Genomic DNA, 19,240 nt, shown 5'->3' with positions numbered 1-19,240 from the left:
TCTTTTACCCCGACGGTTACGGCAGCGCCGTGAACTTTCCTTTGCCGAGCAATTTGTTGTTCTCGCGGTCGATTAGGCTGAAGACGTAGATCCCCGAGGCGACCAGCGAACCCTGGTCGGTGATCAGGTTCCAGGTCAGTTTGTTCACCCCGGCCGAACCGCCCTCTTCCCCGGCCGTGCCGGCCAGCTTCTTGACTACCCGGGCCGAGATGTCGATCACGTAGATGTCCAGGTTGGCGTCGCGGCTCAGGGTATACTGGAAGGCGACTTCCTTGTCGGTCCGCAGATGGAGCGGGCTCGGGAAGGTGACCGGGGTGCCGATCAGGCGGACGGGGCCGCCCATCACGTAGACGGCGCAGGCCGTGGCGGTCTCGGTCGCCGGCCCGAATGTTCCCTTGCTGCTGGCGTAGAAAGTGAAGGTGTAAAGCGTTTCATCCGCCCCCGCCACCAGCTCTTCCGGATAATCGGACTCGAGGACGAACGGCTTAATGCCGGCGGTGCTGGCCTTGACGCTGGCCAGGGTCGCCATGTCGAACGTCTTGCTGACGCCGAGCGGCGACATCAGCTTGACGTTGTAGCTGCGCGTTTCGTCGAGCGTGTACGGTTCGGGGATGGAAACCTCCAGCTTGAACCTGCCTTTTTCCGAGACGACGAACGGCTTTTTCCCTTCATCCTTGTTCCCGTAGATCGCCGGCTGGTAGAGCCGCTTGCCGAACCAGACCTTGATCGCCGGGGCCGGCTCGGTGCCGGTCGACGGCAGGACGATCCCCTTGCCGTAGCCGAGGACCAGGTTCGGCGCCAGGTCGTAGCCGGCGCCGGTCACCGTCACTTCCACCGGGTCGGCGCCGTAATTGTCGGCGCCGCGGGCGACCGCGACCTTATACTTGCCGGGAGCGACCGCCAGCCGCCAATCCTTGTAGGCGTTGAGCACGTACCGGTTGACCTGGCCGGAAAGCCCGGAAGGCCCGGCCAGCTCAACGGCGTAACCAGTCGACAGGTCTTCCTTAAAGAAGACGACCTGGCGGCCGTCGGTCCCCTTGCCGTCGGGATCGTCGATCGCGCCGGCGATCCAGTACATGCCCAGGTAGACGTGCTGGGCCGAGGCCGGGGCGCTAATGACAAATGTCAAATGACAAATGACAAATGTCGGTATAATTATTCCAATTAAAAACCGTTTAAGCAAACTAACCTCCTGCTCCTATTGCGAGAACGTGACCGTCACGTCGCTATTGACCGACAGCTGGTATGATTTACCCCGCTCCAGCACCAGGCTGCCGTCAGCGGACAAGCCGCTGGTCGGCGCGAACGTCGGCTCGCCGCCGGCGTTATAGGTAACATAGAACCCCTTGATCGCGCTATCCTCCATCCAACCGATAGCGGTGACGTTGTCCCGGCGGGTCGACTTGGCGTTGACCGCCGCGACCAGCTGGGCGATGGTGCCGACCGCGGTCGGCGCGGCAGCGGTATCGACCGAGAACGGCACGTTATGGATCGCTGCCACCGCGTTCAGGCCAAGACCGTCGGCAACTTTCCGCAAAGTATAGGTAACGGGACCGGCCGCACCACCCCCCGCTCCCAATGTCGTATAGCTGACCTGCGACCCGGCGGTGGAGCCGAACCAGTTGGTCGCCGTCGGGGTGAACTTGTAGGTCCCCGCCGGGGTGTTGGTCAGGGTGACCGACGAGCCGGTCCGGGTCTCGACCGTTCCGCTCGGGTAGACGACCTCGACGGAAAAACCGGTCGCTTCCCGCTTGCCGTCGGCGCCGCTTTCGTTGTAAGAGACCGGCACGGTCAGGGTTAACTGATAGGAAGTCCCGGTCCGGCGGAGCGATTCGCTGATCGCGCCGATCGCCGGGGCGTACGGGACGTCGGCCTTGTAGTCGGCCGCCAGCGAGCTGATCGTCCAGTCGTACGGCAGGGTCGTACCCGACGCCACGCCGTGCGAGGTCTTGCCGTAGTAGCTCCCCCTGGTCGCCGGGGTGCCATTCCAGACCCGGACGTAGAGGGTGCCGCCGTCTAAAGAAGCAAGTTGGTATTTATGCTGACCGCCGATCAGCGTGTACTGCGTCGCGGTGTCGATCGTCAGCCGGCCGGCGCTGGCATTGGGGGCCGGCAGGGTATTATAAAACAACTCCAGCTTGGCTTGGTAAGGATGATAATTGCTGTCCGCCAGGACGCCGCCGTCCTTGTTTTTGATCGCGTTGGCGGCGAAGAACGCGTTGATGCCGGTCGCGCCCGCTTGCGCCGCCAGGAACAGGATCACCGCCCAGACCAAAAATAATTTATTTCTCATCATTTGCCTCCTACGGGAAAGTTATCCCCCAAGTAAAATTGCTCCGCGGCCGGTAGTATCTCGGCTGCGCCAATGCCAAATTGTTGATCCCGGCCGGGCCGACCCAATCGGCGCCGTCGTATGTCGCCCCTTCGTAGCCCTGGGTGGCGACCAGCCAGCGGAGCAGGTCCGCCCCGTTGTCGGGGGTTACTCCCATCGTTTCGAACAGCGAGGTTGTCGGGTACGGGAAGGCGATCAGGTTATACTGGCTGCCGACCAGTTCCCTGACCGGCGTGCCGTTGAGCGTGCCGAAACGGCCGACCAGCGCGACGCTGGCGGCGGCCGGCGCGCGCAGGATAAAGCCTTCGCCGATCCGCAGGACCCGGTCGCTGCCGGTCCAGGCGGTCGCGTAGGTAGCCCCGTTGTAAGCGGTGCCGGTCCACCAGAGGAACTCGCCGCCGCTGCCGACCTGTTCGCCCAGGATGCCGGCCAGGGAAACGTTGTCTTCCTGGAACGGCAAGGCGGTAAAGACGTACTGGTTCGCCGGCAGCGCGACCTCGACCTTGCCGGCGGTGATCGAATTATTGTCCGCGCTCAGGACGGTAGTCCCGCCCGGCAGCGGCTCGGGGACGATCCGGTAGTAGAGATTATTGCCGTTGCGGGCCGCGCCGGCGTGCGTGTAGGTTACCGTGCCCGACGGCACGGCGATCAGCTCGGCAAAAGAAGCAGGATCGGCCGCGTAGGCCGCCGCCGCGCCGGAACGGACATAGATCTTAACGGCGGTCGGTCCCCGGCCGGGTGCCGGATCGTAGCCCCAATCAAGCCGCAGGTCGCTGCCGACCCGGGTGATCCGCGTCTCCCTGATCCAGCCGGTATCCACCACTTCGTAGGTCCCCGGTCCCGCTCCCAGTTCGAGCGTCAGCCGGACATATTTGTTCCCCAGCGTGCTTAACGCAAAGTTCTCCTGGTTCGCGCCGTAACCGTCCGCGCCGCGGTAGACGGCGGCGGCAAAGTCGTTCGGCTCAAAGGTGACCGGGATCTCCCGGTTATAGAACGGATTAAAGGTAAAGCGGCCGTCCGCTTCGGTCGTGGCCGTCAGCTTAAGCGTGCCGCTGAGCGGGTCGCTGGCCGCGACGAAAAAGACCGCCGTTCGCCCGCCGAGCGGCACGGTACCCGGGACACCGGCCCCGCGCACCACTTCGCCGGTCACCCAGTTAAGCCCTAAGTAGACGTGCGGCTCCGCCCCCCAACCGATCGAGGCGGCAAAACCGACGACTATTAGTATTAGGGCAAGTTTCTTCATCTAGTTAAGGTGAACTCCACGGTGACGTTCTCCGACACGCCGACCTGATAAACTTTCCGCGCTTCGATGGCGACGGTCGCCGGGTCGGCTGCCGCGCCGTTGACCGGGGCAAATGACGGCGTTGACCCGCTGTAAGTAACGACATAGCCGCGGTCGATCTGTTCGACGTCGTCCCACCAGCCGAGCAAGGTGACGCGCGCCGTACCGACCGAGTTGATCTGCTCGACCAGGGCGGCCAGGCTGGCGACCGGGGTCGTCCCGCGGCGGACATTGGCGGCATCGAACGCGAACTGGTTAAGGCCGAGGCCGCCCGCTTTCTTTTTCAGGTTCAAGGTGACCGTATCGGGGCTGCCGCCGGTCGTGGAGCCGGAGATCGTGTGGTCGTACCAGTCGCTAAACTCCCCCCACACGCCCCACAGGTTCCGGTAGCGGACGCGGAAGCGGTAAGCGTCGCCGACGCTCAGGGTAAAGGTCGGGGTTTGCAGCTCGATGGCCGCGCCGGTCATGGTGCCGACGTCGACCGCGCTCCCGTTGCGCGTGACTTCCCACTGGCAGCCGGCCGCTTCCACGATCTTGGCGTCGCCGCGCGGCGTCTGCCGGGAGAAAACTTTCAGCTTGCCGGTCCGGGTCGCCGGCAGGACCAGGGAGGAGGTCTCGTCGACCTGGGTGATCTGGCCGTTGCCCGGCGTTGCCTTAATGTACGGGTACGACAGCGCGCCGAACGGCACGGTGCTCGGCGAGGTAAAAGGATTGGTGAAGCCCGCCAGGGAGGAATAGGCGCCGCCATCCCGGTCGCGTTCGCCGTCCCAGATCCGGATATAGATCCCGCCCGAGCCGGCGTAACCGGAGGCGTCGGAGGCGCCGAAAACGTAGGTCGTGGCGTTGTCGCGCCGGGCTTGCGTATTGGTATTGGTGACGTCGAGGACGACGCCGGCGGTCGGGTTAACTATCCGGCCCAGGTTGTTCGCGCCGTTGGCGTCCCCGGACCAGTAATACTCCACCCGGTTAATAGCGACGTCTTCCGGCATGGAGACGGTCAAAATGGCCTGTGCCGCACCGGCGGACAGGACCGCGGCAAGCAACCCGATCACCACCTTATGACACAGATTAATTATTCTCATTATCCTCATTCCTCCTTAATCACTCGTGATCCTCGCCTCAGGTATTCTGGCGTCGCCCTGCCACTGGCGGCTGCCGGCGGCGTATTCGTACCAGAATCCCTGGTTCAGTCGTAAAGTTAGTGCCGGCCAGCCGGCTGAGCCCCTGTTCACTTTGTCCAGCCCGCGGCCGATCTGCGGATAGATGATGTCCGCCGTCGTTCCCCCAAGGAGCGCGCTGCTCAAACCGGCCGGCAGCGGATTGCCGGTCAGATCGAGCCCGGCGATCCCGCGCTCGAGCGGCACGGCCAATTGACCAACAAAGGTGATGACCAGCGGCAAAGTTCCCGGATTTTCCAGCCAGAAACCGAGCCCCGGGTCAACATTGACGTCGGTGCCGGTCAGCCCGGTGGAACGGGCGATCAGTTTGTCCAACCCCCGGCCGACCCGCGGGTAAATGTTCAATTCCGCGCCGGACGGCATTTGCGGCGGGTAGATCGCCGACATTTTGCCGTCCTTGACCGGCACGCCGGCCAGGAGCAAACCATTGCCTTCAACGTACACGTTGATCTTGCCGTATGGATAAGAAGCTTCGAACGTGGCGCGCCCGGACGGGGTCGCCACGTCGACGCCCGCTTTGATCGCCCGGAAGTAAGCCTCCGGCACGCCGCCCGCGACCTGGTCCAGGTAGAGGACGGAGCCGGCCGCGTAATTGGTAAAGTCAAAACCGGCCGTGCCGGCGGAGATCCTGGTCCAGCGGGTGACGTCGTTGCTGTATTCGCCGGTGCCGCTCCCCGTCAGCAGAAAGATCTGCGGGTCGGCGTAATCGGGATTCGCCGCCTCCCAGGAGATCCGGACGTCATTGCCGGAGCGGCTGATCTCCAGCGGGACGGTGTCGACCGGCACGGTCGGCAGGTACGGCCCTCCCCCTTCGATCAGCGTCAGGTTCTTGATCATGTAACCGGCCTCGCTGGAGAGGACGATCGTCTCCAGCGTCCCATAGCCATTGGGGGTATCCCGCACGACCGCCAGGACGTAACCGGCGCTGCCGTCGAGATTGACCGGGATATTCTGGTAGTACTGGAGCTCGAACGGATTGAGGGAATATTTGCCGGCGGAGTCTGTCCTGGTTTCGATCCGCACCGCCAGGTCGGTCGTGTAGAAGACAACCAGCTTGTTATCGACCGCCACGCCGGTCGGCGCGGCCACCGTCCCGCTGAGCCAGTAGAACGGCAGGAACGGCTGCTGCGGCGTCGCGGCCACTGCCGCGCTGCCCGCCAGCACCATCCCGACCAGTATTAAAGCTATTGTCTGCCCGATCTTCATTTACATCCCGTTAAGGAGAGTTCTTGATCACCAGTTCGATCTTGGCCGGGGGATTAGATCCATTGCGCTTTTTCCCGATATACACCTGATAACCTTCCCCGACCTTCAGACGGCCAAGCTTGGTATTCATCTCGATCGCTGAGCCAGACCCCATTTCCCAGCCGTTATCGCCGTAATAGACGATCATCACGCCGGTCAAGGCCTGCATATTTCGGTCCCACTTGCCAAAACTGGAAACGACCGTTCCGCCGGCTGCGTTGTTAATGTGGACAGCCAAAGTCGACGCGTTTTGCACCTCGTTCGTCCCGGATGTTCCCTGGTGCAAGAGTTTTGACCCGTCTGGCCTAAAGACCCACCAGCGGCCGGTCGAATCGGGCGGAAAAGGCATCGAGAAACTGTTGATCCCGGAGCCGCCGGCCGCCACCTTGCTCTCCAGGGTCAGGACAAACGATTGGGACCCGCCGCCGCTGAGCATTGTAAAGCTCCTCTCTCCCCAGGCGGACAGGGCCGGGTCAACACCGGCCGCGGTTCCCTTGATCCGGAACGCGTAAGTTTGACCGGAGAGGAGGACCCGTCCGTCGACATATTCACCCATCGCGTAACTGGCCGGCAAACCGGAGGGGGTCGTAATGTCGGGCGACGCCGGCGTCACCTGGATCATGACCGACGAGTAGAGATAATCGGGATCGTAGGTCAGGGAAAGGACCTTGGCCGATTCGTAGCCGACGTTGATGGCGCCGATCGCCGGCGGGGTTGGCGGCCCGGCCCGGTAAGAAGTGATCGCCGGGGTCTGGTCGTCTCCCGGAATATCGGGCGTGCTGGCGGAGAGAATCGCGTACCGGGTCGAGCCGGCGTCCTTTAACAAGATATAAGCGGTCCCGGCCGGGCAGTTGTTGATCGCGATCTTAACGGCCGGAGTGGTACCGGCGTAGGAGCTGTTCCGGTCGAGCGTGTAGTGGGTGCCGACCGACAGCGGTGTGCCGCTGCCGCTCTGGTTGGTCGGCGAAGAATAGAGGGAGATCTGGACAGAATCCTTGTCCCCCAGGTTGGCGGCGGAAATACGCGAGTGGTAAAGAAAAACGTTGGCCAGACCGGCGTGGGCTTGCGACCCGATCAGCAACAACAGGAGCATGATCACCGCGCTCGTAATTTTGTTCTTCATATTTATTAATTGCCTCCTAATTTAACTCAATATGCTATTTCCCAGGGGAGCGTGTCCGGCACCGCCCGGTAATACAAATAACCTTTGGCGGTCCTGATCTGCTGCGTCCCCCAGGTTGACTTCGGATAAGATGCTTCGATCAGTTTAGAGTCTTCGTTGCGGACTTTAAACTCATCGAGCGCGTTGGCCGCCGCCGGCCCGAAAGCCGATAATGCCTGCCATCGCGGATAAGGTAAACCGACAAAGTTCCAACCGTTCGCCCCGACCCGCGTCAGGGATGTGCTGTAATTGTCCAGGGTGACCGAGCCGATCATTGTCGCCGTCAGCGGGGCAGTTTGCGAGCGGTAGAGCCAGTACCCTTTTGCCCGCTCGAACGGCTGCGTTCCCCACTGGCCGCTGGCGGCACTGTAGGCGACGGAAACCGGCGCGAACTGCTTGGTCGCCTCGTCGCGGATCTTGATCTCGTCGGCGGCGCTAAAATTGCCGAAGAGCGCTTCCCCGATCGGCCGGACATTGAACGGATAAGCGATAAAGTTCCAGCCATTCGCGCCGGCGCGGGAAATGTTGACGTTGACTTTCCCCACCGCCCAGGCCGAGCCGAGGTAGCTCGCCCCCATAACGCGCGGATTAGTGGCTGAACGATTTACTCCGGCCTGCAGCGCCTTATAGTATGCTTCCGGAAAACTTTGTCCAACCTGATTAATATGAATAAAGTAGCTCTGGCTCAGATATTTATCGATGTCATCGGATAAAGCCGGATCATCGAGCGATAACCAACCCGGGCCATCGTTAACGTACTCGCCGGCCCCGTTACCGGTAGAAATGAAGATCTGCGGATTGACGAACCGGGCTTCCCAGGAGATCTTGAGGTTGTCGCCGCTGCGCGAAATGTAGAGCGGTACGGTGCCGTACGGCCAGTCGCCTTCGACAATGGTGGGGCCGGTCCCGTAGATGCCGCCTAAGCCCAATCCGTAATTCGCCGACGACATTTCGCCGGCGATCCCCTGCCCCTTGATATCGTTCATAAGCTTGCCGCCCGCCTCCAGCGAAATGTGCCCGCCGGCGGAGATCACGTGGGGCGCCAGCAGATAGTTCGTGCTGGCCATCTCCGCGCGAGCTACCCCGGCCATGATCAACGGCACGCAAAAAAGAACCAGCAGTGTTATTTTTAGTCTATTGTTCATCAATTCACTATTAGCATTCGCCCCGCCAACCCGCCATCCGGCCTGATTACTAATTAATGACCAGGTAACCGACTTTTTTCGCCGCCGCGCCCCAATTCCGCTTGATCGTAAAGCTCCCGGCTGATTTGGCCGAGATCCAATAATAGGCGTCGCTATCTTCCTGGGGAGTGATAAAAATAATCGACGCAGCGTTAACATATCGATTGGTGACCGTGACTGCCGTACTGCTGGCGGTAAATTGAGCCAGCCCGACTATGTACCCATCGTAAGAGCTGGCAGTTCCGGTCCGGATCTTTAATTTGCCCGGCCCGATCTCAAATGCCGTCCCCTCTGCCGCCCCTGTTCCGTAATTCGCCGCGTATACTCCAATTGCGTTAGGCCCCATCCCCGACCCGGAAACACCGACTCCTTCTCCCCCACCCGCGCTATAGCCGGTGGCTTTCCCTTGTACGCCGGCAAAGCCTTCTCCATATACCCCGATCCCACCAGCTTCCGAGGAGCCTCTTCCGTAAAAGCCGTAATGGCCTTCACCATACCCTCCGGCCCTTTGCTGTGCTGTTCCAAACGACTTTGTCGATCTGGTGATCAATCCCACGCCCGCCGCGTTTTCAAATAATCCGCCGGCCGTGGTCCCTTTGCCATATACCCCAACCCCGGCCGTACTCTCAAACGAACCGCCGGCTACCACGCTTTTACCGTAGACACCGATATTGGTCAGGCTGACACCCGCAACACCAGGCCCCTTCAAACTGGTCCCATAAACACCAGCTGGAGGGATTGTTCCGGACGTCACGGTTACGCGAGTGCTTGAGCCGTAAACGCCGGCACCAGACCAGGGGCTGGATTCCGTTGCTGAACCGGCCGAAGTTCCCCAAACACCCAAACTGGTCCCATTACCGCCAACGCCATAACCATAATTACTTAAACCGTAAACACCCCATCCGCCGGAAACGGTGTTGACCCCAAGAACACCGGCGTTACCGCCGGTATTGGTGGCAGAAAACCCCATGACCCCTGACCCAGTAGTGCTTTCAAATGACCCCCCCGCAACCGAGCCGAAGCCGGAGACGCCGATCTTACCCGTCCCCCTAACGCCCGTACCGAGATATTCCGTCCCGCCGACCACGAAGACCGCATTAGTCCCTTTGATGACGGTAACTGTGTCCGAAGCGGCCCGGGCGTTGACCACTCCCCCTTCGAGGTTCTTGGCCGTATAAGCGTAAGGAACGGAAACCAGCCGCTGCCGAGGGGTCATTTCCGCGTCGCCGGCCACGGCGATCCCGACATAATAATAATCGGTAGTGAACTCGACATTCAGCGCTGTTTTGCTGCCTAACAAGACATTGAAGATGCCGTTATCATTAAAGACGACATTACTTTGCGTTTCGGTCCAGACCGCCGTTCCTCCGGTCAGGGTGGTGTAGAGGTTAAAGGTGATCGATCGTTCGCCGGTGATCGGGCTGCCGGTGTTCTTGTCGACCAGCCTCCCCTGCAAGTTTATCTGCGTCGGCACCGCCCATCCCGCCGACGCCAGCACCGCGATCAACAGACCGAACATAATGACTTTTTTCATTTTATTTCCCCCTTTATTGCCTCGACTGCGCTCGGCATAAAAAAAACCCAGCGGGTAGCGCTGGGTTCATGGTTCAACCGTTACAATGTTCCGCCGTGCGAACGATACGGGCTTTCATTGTGCCTCAATTCTACTGCCCTAATTTACGGCTGTCAACGGTGTTTTTTCGCTTGCTTTGCTGAAATATGTGCCGTAAACTACCGATAAATAGCCATGCCCAACTACGAGCTGTTCGAGCAAAAGATCGCGACCAACCTGTCGGCCGGGCTGACGGCCAAGGAGATGGCGGAACGCTTCGTCGTCGCCGCGCTGGAGTCCGAATTCGGGCACAGCTTTACAACCTCACCCGGCTTTGCTAAAATGGTGGACACTCTGGCGGAAGCGATCGTGACCAACCCGGAGCTCCGGCGCCAGACCCTGGCCATGGCCAGTCTCTACATTAAAAAGAAACCGTGAGCATTAGAAGAGTCGACCAGCACAAAGAGCTGAGAAAGATCGGGCGGCCCGGCGTCGAAGGGGCCGCCTCCGCGCCGCCCGCCGGCATCTCCCCCATCCTCCGAGCGTCATGGAAATTCGCCCACGACATGGCCGAGCGCTTCAGCAAAGAGCTGGGAAACAATAAGACCCAGGAATTCCTCAAAAATCTCGCCAAGAGGTTCTCATGACGACCCGCAAAGAGGTAGAGGACCGGATCGTCTCCATTCTGCGCGAACAGTTCGTCAAATACAGCTCTGAAACACTGGAAAAATACAAGGACCAGATCAATTCGACCGTCCGCTGGTACGTTTCCACCCTCCCCCGGCACATCGCCAGCTCCGAGGCGCACGACCTGGAATCGGAAGCCAAGATCGCCTTTGTGGAATGCCTCAAGACCTGGGACCCGCGCAAGGGAGACCTGTGGCCGTACGTTTCCGTCCGGTTAAAGGGCTCCATGCAGGATTACCTGCGCAAGCGGGGGACCGACCCGGTCGCCGGCCTCTACGAGTTCATCACCAGCGCGGCGAACGTCTACATGGCGTTCAACCGGAAAGAGATCGTCCACGAAGAGGTCGACAAACTGCTGCACGTCGACTCGGCGATGGAAGACTTCTCGGCCAAGGAAAGATCGGTTATCGAGAACTACTATCAGAAAGACAAGACCTTTAAGCAGATCGGCAAGGAGATCGGCCTGTCGGAATCGCAGGTTTCCCGCATCTGCAAAGACGCCACGCTCAAGCTGAAAAAAGCGCTCCGCGACGAAGAACCGGCCGAATAACTAAACGATAAAAGCGACCGCTTGTTGTAATATCTGGAACTTCGCTTCGGTCATCCCCAAAAGCTCGCCGTCCGCTTCCACCCAGGCCGTTTCGGCCGAACTGATCGTGATCGCCCGCCCCCTGGTCACCTTGATCTTGGGATGGGTCAAATGCGTGCCGGCGTAGATGCTGCCGATATTGAGCAACACCTCGATCCGCCCCATCCGGCCGACCACCACGACCTCGAACAACCCGTCGTCGACCTCCGCCTGCGGGGCGATCATCATGCTCCCGCCGAAAAAGCGGCCGTTGGCCATGGTGACGATCAGCGAGCGGCCGCTGAAGAACTCCGCGCCGTCGACCTCGATCCGGAGCGGGGTGTTTTTCAGGAAGAGGAGCGACCGGAGGACGCCGAGGATAAAGGTCGCTTTGCCGCCCAGCCGCTTGGAAGAGCGGTTGACCCGCTGGACCACGTGGGCGGAAAAACCGAGGCTGGAAACGTTGATGAACTTGCGGGCGGCCTGGCCCCCTTCGGGCGAGCGGTAAGTAACCAGGCCGACGTCGATCCGCTGCTGCTCCCCCTTTAAGATCCGCTGGACATGGTCGGCCAGCGATCGTCCGGCGATTCCCATCGTCTGGGAAAAATCCTGGCCGGTCCCGCTCGGATAGTAACCGAGGACCGCTCTTTCGCTCAAACCGTTGAGGACTTCGTGCAGGGTGCCGTCGCCGCCGACGGCGACGATCTTCTCAAAGCCGTTCGCCTGAGCGGTCAACGCCAGCTTGGTAGCGTGGCCCTTCGCCTCGGTCAGGGCAAAATCGAGCGGGCCGAGGGAGGACTCGAACGCTTGTTTAATGGCAGGCCATCTCTGGGCGGTCTTGCCGTTCGCCGAACGCGGATTAACGATGAAGTAAGACCGCATATGTTATAATTATAGCATTGCGGTGAAATAAACGACAAAATGAACTTACTTATTGATCTGCGCTCGCTGGTATTACTGGACCCTCTCGCCCTCTATTTTCTAACAGTTATTCTCCTGGTCAGCGTTCCCGCCCTGGTCTATTCGCTCGGTTATTTGCGGGGGAAATTCACCCGGGCCAAGCTCCTGACCACCCAGCTTATTACCCTGGCTTTTATCGGCTCCATGCTGCTGCTGGTAGTCGCGGGGAACGCGTTGGTCTTTCTGATCGTCTGGGAACTGATGACGCTCCTTTCCTACCTGCTGGTCCTGACCGACAGCGAGAACGAGGCCGCGGTCAACGCCGCCTCCCTGTATATCATCATGACCCATTGCGGGACCGCTTTTCTGACCGGCGCCATTTTCCTGATCTACCGGCACGCCGGTTCGTTCGATCTCGCCGCCATGGCCGCCGCCTGCCAAACCATGTCCCCCCTGCTCCGCAACGGATTGTTCCTTTGTTTCCTGATCGGCTTCGGGACCAAGGCGGGGATCGTGCCGCTCCATATCTGGCTCCCCGCCGCGCACCCCCAGGCGCCCAGCCATATCTCCTGCCTGATGTCCGGCGTCATGATCAAAACGGCGCTCTACGGCCTGATCCGTTTCGTTTTTCTGGTCCTGGGGATCAGTTCGCTCTGGTGGGGGGTCGCTGTCCTGGTCCTGGCGACGATCTCCTGCCTGGTCGGCGTGATCTACGCTTTGATGGAACACGACCTGAAAAGGCTGCTCGCTTATCACAGCGTCGAGAACATCGGCATTATCCTGCTCGGTCTGGGACTGGCAATGGTCTTTACCCGCCTGAATTTGGCGAGCTTGGCCGCGCTGGCGCTGATCGCCGGCCTGTACCACTTGGTCAACCACGCCGTTTTCAAAGGGCTCCTCTTCCTCTGCGCCGGCAGCGTCCAGAAAGGGACCGGCACCCTGGACATGGAAAAATTGGGCGGATTGATCAAGAAGATGCCGTGGACCGCCGCTTTTTTCCTTGTTGGGGCCATGGGGATTTCCGCGCTCCCGCCGCTGAACGGCTTTGTCAGTGAATGGCTGATCCTTCAAACTTTCTTCGCCGGCGCGCTCAAAGTGCCCGGCACCCTGGCCTTTGGCCTGGCGCTCGGCGCGGCCGCCCTCGCCCTGACCAGCGGCCTGGCCGCCGCTTGTTTCGTCAAAGCGTTCGGCATCACTTTTCTGGCGCTGCCGCGCGGCCGGGAGGCCGAGCAAGCCAAAGAATCTCCCTTCTCCATGCAGCTCGGCATGGCCTTTTTGGCGGCGGCAGTGGTCGGCCTCGGTTTGCTGGCGCCGGCCGTGTTCAACCTGATCGCCCGGGTCGCCGGACCGATCTGCCACGCCACCCCGCAGATCACCGATCTTTTCAGTTTAGGCCTGCCGCCGCTCGGTCGTCCGGCGATCTCCCCGTTGTTCATCACGCTGGTTTTGGGCGGCGGCTTGACCGTCGCAGCGGTCGTTTACCGGCTCACGGCCGGCAACCGGGTCCGGCTCGGCCGGACCTGGGATTGCGGTTATTACCAGGTCGGCAGCCGGAACGAATACACTGCTACCGCATTTTCCAAACCGTTCCGGATCAGCTTCAGTTTCTTCCTCCTCCCTTTCCGGAAAACGGAGAAGGTCAAAGATTCTTTTTATCACGTCAAATCGTTCGTTTACGAAACCTACACGACCAAGATCTTCAAAGAATATCTTTATGACGCCAGCCTGGGCGTATTGCTCCGCGCCGCCCGGCAGTTTAAGCGGGTCCAGGCCGGCAGCATCCACCTGTATATTTCTTATATTCTGGCCACGCTGGTCTTGCTGGTCTTCCTGGTGAGGGTATTTTGATGACAAGCATGACGATCGTCTTACGGTTGTTCCTGGTGATCGGGCTGGCTCCCTTGGTTAGCGGCCTGATCGCCAAGATCAAGAATAACCTCCGTCTCCGTCAAGGTCCGGATATTTTTCAGCCGTACCGTCAGCTCTGGAAATTATTCGGCAAAGAGTCGATCGTCCCGGCCGACAGCTCCTGGATCTTCCGGGCCGCTCCGTTCATCGCTTTCGCGACCGGCGTGACCGCGGTCATCTTACTCCAGGCGGACAACTTGCTGGCGATCATTTTTGTTCTGGCGCTCGGCCGCTTCTTCCTGGCGTTAGCCGCGCTCGACGCGGGGAGTTCTTTCGGCGGGATCGGCGCCTCCCGGGAGATGTTCATCGCCAGTTTTGTCGAGCCGGCGGCCTGTCTGGTCATTTTCACTCTTTATCTGGCGCCCGGAGCAGGCTGGTCGGTCTCGCACCTGTTGGCCGGCCTCGCTCTCTTGCTCGTCATCCTGGCGGAAACGGCCCGCCTGCCGGTCGATAACCAGGAAACTCACTTGGAGCTGACCATGGTCCACGAAGCGATGCTGCTCGATTATTCCGGCCCGGCGCTCGCGCTGATCGAACTATCCGCCCAGATCAAGCAAGCGTTCTGGCTTTGCCTGCTGGCCGGCGTGTTCGGCCTGCTCTCTCTGCCGGTGCTGATCATCGTGATCGCGCTGATCGAAGTTGGGACAGCAAAGTACCGGCTGTTCAAGGTCCCCGACCTGCTCGTTTTCGGCGTGATCCTGGCGCTGCTGGCCGTAGTCAGCGCGCTCCTGGGGGTATAAGTTAAATGGTCTGGCTTTGTCTGTTCGCAATTTTATTAATAACCGCGGAAACCGCGCTGGTAAGCCGCTTCCCGGCGCTTTTGCGTAATTTCCGCTACCAATCGCTCTGCCTCGCCCTGCTGACGCTGATCGCCGCCTACCGCGAGGGAAGCCCGGAACTTTACCTGATCGCTTGCCTGCTGTTCAGCTTAAAAGTTTTGCTGATCCCGCATCTCTTCGACGTGCTGATCAAGCGGATCGGCTCCAGCGACCACCTGGGATTGTTCGTGAACTCCCAGGTTTCCCTGCTGTTGACCGTCGTCATCGGTTTGCTCTCCTGGTCGCTGGCCTGCATGGTCATACCCGCCCCCGCCTACCTGGAGCAAGCTACCTTGGGCGTAGCTTGTTTTGTCATGCTGACCGGAATATTTTTAATGGTCACCCGGATCAAGGCGCTCGCCCAGGTCATCGGCCTGCTGCTGACGGAGAACGGCGTTTTCCTGGCCGCGACCGTCATTCCCGGCGGAATGCCGTTCTTCGTCGAGATCGCCCTGTTCTTCGATATCCTGGTCAGCGTCATGATCCTGGGGCTGTTCATTTACCGGATCAACGCGATCTTTACCCATATCGACGTCAGCAAACTGTCGGGGTTAAAAGGTTAACATGATCAAACGAGCAGGCCTGATCAACGCCGCGGGCCATTTTCTGATCTGGCTGGTGTCGCTTTATCTCCTGGCGACGGTCGGCGCCGGCAATCTGAAAATCCCCCTGGGCGCGCTCTTTTATGTCGACGCGCTGAGCGCTCTCCTGATCCTGACGACGGCCACGGTCACTTTTGCCGCCGCCCTCTTTTCCATTTCCTTTATCGCCGACGACCTGGCGCAGGGGAAGATCACTACCGGTAAAGCGCTGCTGTATTATTTATTATTCAACCTGTTCGCCGCCGCGATGTTCCTGGTCCCGTTGATCAACAATCTCGGGTTCCTCTGGATGGCGATCGAGCTGACCACGCTTATCTCTTCTTTCCTGGTCGGCTTCTACAACTCCAAACATTCGGTCGAGGCGGCCTGGAAATACCTGATCATCTGTTCCGTCGGCATCACCCTGGCCTTGTTCGGCGCGATCCTGTTCACCTTCGCGCTCTCCTCGGCGACCGGGCTCAAGAGCCTGAACTGGACCGATCTGCTGGCCGCGGCCAAGCTGCTTAACCCGCAAGTCGTTAAGGTGGCTTTTATCTTTATCCTGGTCGGCTACGGCACCAAAGCCGGCCTGGCGCCGCTGCACACCTGGCTGCCCGACGCGCACAGCCAGGCGGTCTCCCCGGCCAGCGCCATGCTCTCCGGCGTCCTGCTCAAATGCTCGCTGTACGCCATCTTACGCTACGGGATCGTCGTCACGCGCTGCTGCGGGGCGCCGTTCTATTCCAGCCTGATGCTCCTCTTCGGCCTGCTCTCGCTGATCGTGGCGTGCATTTTCATCGTTACCCAGAAGGACCTGAAGCGTCTCCTGGCGTATTCCAGCATCGAGCATCTCGGCCTGATCGCGATCGGGATCGGCCTCAACAGCCCTCTGGCGATGTTCGGCGCCCTCCTCCACCTGTTCAACCACGCGGTCGGCAAAGCGCTGATGTTCTTCGGCGCCGGCCGCGTCGCCCAAGCCTACGGCACGCACGACCTGGCCAAGATCTCGGGCGTCGGCCGCGCGCTGCCGGTGACCGGGCTTGCTCTGTTGGTCGGTATTTTCGCCCTGATCGGCTTTCCGCCCGGCGCCGTCTTCGTCAGCGAGTTCTATCTGGTCGGCGCCGCGTTCATCGCCGGTCATTACCTGATCGGCGCGCTCCTGCTTGGCCTGCTGGCGGTGATCGGCGGCGCCCTCCTCTATCATTTCGGCAAGGTCCTCTTCGGGCGGCCGTTGGAACAGACCGTTTCTCCGGCCGAACCGATCGGCGGCTGGTTGTCTTACGGGTTCCTGCTTATTTTTATCATCGGTTTGGGGATATTCATCCCCAATGTCTTGCGCCAGAGCCTCGACGCGGCGGTCAGCGTCTTGCGGGGGAGCTAAATGGGTATCAGGGAAGAGTTACACGGCAAATATAAGATCGAACCGGTCACGGTCAACGCCAAGATACCGGGGGAAAGTTATTTGACGGTCAAGCCGGCCGATTTTATCCCCGCTTGTCTGGCCCTGCACAAGCTTTGCGCCTCGCCGGTCATGATGATGTTCGCGGAAGATAAGCGGCGGACGCGCTCCTGTTTCCGGCTCAACACCGCTTTCTACGCGGCGGCGGAGCGGCACTGGTTCTACGTTTGCCTCGATCTCCCGGCGGGGGCCGAGTCGTTCCCTTCCCTGGCTAAAGAGATCTATTCCGCCAGCTTGTTCGAACGGGAGATCCGGGAGATGTTCGGGATCGACCTGGAGGGGAGCCCCGACCTGCGCCGCTTGCGGCTGCACGACGAGGTCTGGCCGGCAGGCGTTTTCCCGCTCCGCAAAGACTTCGTCGCCCCGTCGGCCGCAGGGCCGACCGGACAGTCCTACGATTTTATCAAAGGCGAAGGCGAAGGGTTGTTCGAAATACCGGTCGGGCCGGTGCACGCCGGCATCATCGGCCCGGGCCATTTCCGCTTCAGCGTCGCCGGGGAACCGATCATTAACCTGGAAATCAGGCTCGGCTTTACTCATCGCGGCGTGGAAAAGATCATGGAAGGGAAAACTTTGATCGAAGGGCTCCGTTTAAGCGAATGCGTGGCCGGCGACTCCGCTTTTGCCCACAGCCTGGCCTTTGTGCTAGCGTCGGAAAAGCTGCTCGGCTTGACGCCTCCCCCGCGCGCCGTCTTGCTCCGTGCCGTTTATCTGGAACTGGAGCGGATGTCCAACCATCTCAACGACATCGGCGGGATCGCGCTCGACGTCGGTTTCACCTTTGCCGCCTCGTTCGCCTCGGTCCAGAAAGAGAGGATGCTGCAGCTGAACGACCGGCTGACCGGCAGCCGTTATTTGAAGGGGATCAATCTGGTCGGCGGCGTCGCCAAGGACCTCGATAAGAACCTGGCCGCCGAGCTGACTGCCAAGCTCCTCTCTTTGACCATCGACTTGAAAGAGCTGGAGGGGATACTGTTCAACAGCGCCAGTTTTATCGACCGGGTCGATTCGACCGGCATTCTCCGCCGGAAGACCGCCGAAGATATCGGCGTGCTCGGCCTGGCCGCGCGCGCCTGCGGCCTGCCGCGCGACCTGCGCGCCGACCTTGAGCCGTACCGATCGGCCGGCTTCCAGCCGGTCGTCCAGGAAACCGGCGATTGCCTGGCCCGGCTAAAAATGCGGTTGCTGGAGTTCAAGCGATCGAGCGAATTGATCAGCAATTTTCTCGGGCAGCTTCTCCCCGGTGATTTGACGGTTACGGCCCCCTCTCCGGTCGAAGGTTACGGGTTGGGAGCAGTTGAAGGGTGGCGCGGCCCGGTCCTCTACTGGCTGAAGCTGGACAATGAAGGGAAGATCGAACGGTGCAAGATCGTCGATCCTTCTTTCCATAACTGGGAAGGACTTTCCTACGCCGCCCAGGGGGAGATCATCCCCGACTTTCCGCTCTGCAACAAGAGCTTTGATCTTTCTTACGCGGGGAACGACCTGTAATGGCACTGTTAAAGATGATCAAAAACCGTCTGCGCCAGGGGATCGTCGATCTGCCGCGCCAGGAGCTGACCGCCGAGGTTGAAGCCTTGGGGAAAGAATTAAAGCGGGTCATCGACCGGCGGTTCAAGGGGTCGTTCCAGATCCGCGAGGTCGACACCGGCTCGTGCGGCGCCTGCGAATCGGAGATCATCTCGACCACCAACCCGATCTATGACATCCAGCGGTTCGGTGTCAGTTTTGTCGCCTCGCCCAAGCACGCCGACGCCTTGCTGGTGACCGGCCCGGTCAGCCGCAACATGCTGTTGGCTCTGCAGAAGACTTACGAAGCGCTGCCGGGGGAGAAATTTGTCATCACCGTGGGCGACTGCGCGTTGAACGGGGGATTATTCAAGGATTCGTATTACACGCTGGGCGGGGTCGATAAGGTCCTCAAGGTCGATCTGCATATCCCCGGCTGCCCTCCCTCTCCCACCACGATCATCAGGCATTTGTTGGCATTCCTGGCGGCATAAAAAAAGAAGAATGCGCGCTACTGGGATCGAACCAGTGACCCCTTGCCTGTGCCGAGCGAAGTCGAGGCACCTGTCAAGTCCCGATGGGGCCAACTCATCATTGCGCGCTACTGGGATCGAACCAGTGACCCCTTGCCTGTCAAGCAAGTACTCTAACCAGCTGAGCTAAGCGCGCAATGATGATGCTGATCGAATCGGGATCCCGATGATTCCATTATTATCTATTATAATGACCATCGGGACAAGTACTCTAACCAGCTGAGCTAAGCGCGCATTCTTCCCGGTATCCGGTATATTGTAACATAAGGCGGCATCCAGGTTCGAACTGGAGTAAACGGTTTTGCAGACCGCTGCCTAACCACTCGGCCATGCCGCCGCAAG

The 19,240-nt window shown here is 60.3% G+C and carries 18 protein-coding genes and 2 tRNA genes; 9 read left to right on the top strand and 11 right to left on the bottom strand.

Going from position 1 to position 19,240, the window contains the following annotated elements:
• Positions 1 to 16: 16 nt before the first annotated feature.
• The 8 genes from WC529_05370 to WC529_05335 form a co-directional block, all read right to left on the bottom strand.
• Positions 17 to 1,129, bottom strand: a complete 1,113-nt coding sequence (locus WC529_05370) for a hypothetical protein (protein ID MFA5113706.1) — start codon at positions 1,127 to 1,129, stop codon at positions 17 to 19.
• Positions 1,130 to 1,198: 69 nt separating this feature from the next.
• The gene (locus WC529_05365) at positions 1,199 to 2,293 is read right to left on the bottom strand and encodes a hypothetical protein (protein ID MFA5113705.1); all 1,095 of its coding nucleotides are present in this window, start codon (positions 2,291 to 2,293) and stop codon (positions 1,199 to 1,201) included.
• A gap of 10 nt (positions 2,294 to 2,303) precedes the next feature.
• Positions 2,304 to 3,575 carry a hypothetical protein gene (locus tag WC529_05360; protein MFA5113704.1) on the bottom strand — a complete coding sequence of 424 codons (1,272 nt, stop codon included), beginning with the start codon at positions 3,573 to 3,575 and terminating at the stop codon, positions 2,304 to 2,306.
• A complete protein-coding gene (locus WC529_05355; protein ID MFA5113703.1) occupies positions 3,572 to 4,696 on the bottom strand; it encodes a hypothetical protein in 1,125 nt (374 codons plus the stop codon). The genes WC529_05360 and WC529_05355 overlap by 4 nt, the downstream gene beginning before the upstream one ends.
• 15 nt (positions 4,697 to 4,711) lie before the next feature.
• On the bottom strand, positions 4,712 to 5,998 hold the full coding sequence (locus WC529_05350; GenBank protein ID MFA5113702.1) for a hypothetical protein: 1,287 nt from the start codon (positions 5,996 to 5,998) through the stop codon (positions 4,712 to 4,714).
• 10 nt (positions 5,999 to 6,008) lie between these two features.
• Positions 6,009 to 7,160, bottom strand: coding sequence for a hypothetical protein (locus WC529_05345; protein ID MFA5113701.1), 1,152 nt, complete (start codon positions 7,158 to 7,160; stop codon positions 6,009 to 6,011).
• A 26-nt stretch (positions 7,161 to 7,186) separates the two neighbouring features.
• Positions 7,187 to 8,344: a hypothetical protein gene (locus tag WC529_05340; protein MFA5113700.1), complete on the bottom strand. Its 1,158-nt coding sequence runs from the start codon at positions 8,342 to 8,344 to the stop codon at positions 7,187 to 7,189.
• A 49-nt stretch (positions 8,345 to 8,393) separates the two neighbouring features.
• Positions 8,394 to 9,917, bottom strand: coding sequence for a hypothetical protein (locus WC529_05335; protein ID MFA5113699.1), 1,524 nt, complete (start codon positions 9,915 to 9,917; stop codon positions 8,394 to 8,396).
• A 213-nt stretch (positions 9,918 to 10,130) separates the two neighbouring features.
• On the opposite strand from WC529_05335, the gene WC529_05330 reads away from it, so the two are divergent.
• From WC529_05330 to WC529_05320, 3 genes are read left to right on the top strand one after another with little or no spacing between them, the layout of a single operon-like run.
• Positions 10,131 to 10,373 (top strand): hypothetical protein, encoded by a 243-nt coding sequence (locus tag WC529_05330; GenBank protein MFA5113698.1) that lies wholly within the window; start codon positions 10,131 to 10,133, stop codon positions 10,371 to 10,373.
• A complete protein-coding gene (locus tag WC529_05325; GenBank protein ID MFA5113697.1) occupies positions 10,370 to 10,582 on the top strand; it encodes a hypothetical protein in 213 nt (70 codons plus the stop codon). Before WC529_05330 ends, WC529_05325 begins: the two co-directional genes overlap by 4 nt.
• The gene (locus WC529_05320; GenBank protein MFA5113696.1) at positions 10,579 to 11,172 is read left to right on the top strand and encodes a sigma-70 family RNA polymerase sigma factor; all 594 of its coding nucleotides are present in this window, start codon (positions 10,579 to 10,581) and stop codon (positions 11,170 to 11,172) included. Before WC529_05325 ends, WC529_05320 begins: the two co-directional genes overlap by 4 nt.
• Here the strand turns inward: WC529_05320 and WC529_05315 are convergent, their stop codons facing one another.
• Positions 11,173 to 12,072, bottom strand: coding sequence for a diacylglycerol kinase family protein (locus WC529_05315; protein ID MFA5113695.1), 900 nt, complete (start codon positions 12,070 to 12,072; stop codon positions 11,173 to 11,175).
• A gap of 39 nt (positions 12,073 to 12,111) precedes the next feature.
• On the opposite strand from WC529_05315, the gene WC529_05310 reads away from it, so the two are divergent.
• Genes WC529_05310 through WC529_05285 form a run of 6 tightly spaced genes read left to right on the top strand, consistent with a single transcriptional unit; the run spans position 12,112 to position 18,859 of the window.
• Complete coding sequence (locus tag WC529_05310; GenBank protein MFA5113694.1) at positions 12,112 to 13,938, top strand: proton-conducting transporter membrane subunit; 1,827 nt, start codon at positions 12,112 to 12,114, stop codon at positions 13,936 to 13,938.
• Between the two features lie 8 nt (positions 13,939 to 13,946).
• Positions 13,947 to 14,738: an NADH-quinone oxidoreductase subunit H gene (locus tag WC529_05305; GenBank protein ID MFA5113693.1), complete on the top strand. Its 792-nt coding sequence runs from the start codon at positions 13,947 to 13,949 to the stop codon at positions 14,736 to 14,738.
• 5 nt (positions 14,739 to 14,743) lie between these two features.
• A complete protein-coding gene (locus tag WC529_05300; protein ID MFA5113692.1) occupies positions 14,744 to 15,379 on the top strand; it encodes a hypothetical protein in 636 nt (211 codons plus the stop codon).
• Between the two features lies 1 nt (position 15,380).
• The gene (locus WC529_05295; GenBank protein ID MFA5113691.1) at positions 15,381 to 16,778 is read left to right on the top strand and encodes a proton-conducting transporter membrane subunit; all 1,398 of its coding nucleotides are present in this window, start codon (positions 15,381 to 15,383) and stop codon (positions 16,776 to 16,778) included.
• The gene (locus tag WC529_05290) at positions 16,779 to 18,347 is read left to right on the top strand and encodes an NADH-quinone oxidoreductase subunit C (GenBank protein ID MFA5113690.1); all 1,569 of its coding nucleotides are present in this window, start codon (positions 16,779 to 16,781) and stop codon (positions 18,345 to 18,347) included.
• A 14-nt stretch (positions 18,348 to 18,361) separates the two neighbouring features.
• Positions 18,362 to 18,859: an NADH-quinone oxidoreductase subunit B family protein gene (locus WC529_05285; GenBank protein ID MFA5113689.1), complete on the top strand. Its 498-nt coding sequence runs from the start codon at positions 18,362 to 18,364 to the stop codon at positions 18,857 to 18,859.
• A 101-nt stretch (positions 18,860 to 18,960) separates the two neighbouring features.
• On the opposite strand, the gene WC529_05280 is transcribed toward WC529_05285, so the two are convergent.
• Positions 18,961 to 19,034 (bottom strand) — tRNA-Val (locus tag WC529_05280).
• Positions 19,035 to 19,164: 130 nt separating this feature from the next.
• Positions 19,165 to 19,235: transfer RNA gene (locus WC529_05275), tRNA-Cys, on the bottom strand.
• Between the last annotated feature and the right edge of the window lie 5 nt (positions 19,236 to 19,240).

The sequence above is a fragment of the Candidatus Margulisiibacteriota bacterium genome (genome assembly GCA_041650855.1).
Taxonomy (GTDB): domain Bacteria; phylum Margulisbacteria; class WOR-1; order O2-12-FULL-45-9; family XYB2-FULL-48-7; genus JALOPZ01.
The sequence above is the reverse complement of the archived record's forward strand: the minus strand, read 5'-3'. Positions and strand labels throughout refer to the sequence as shown.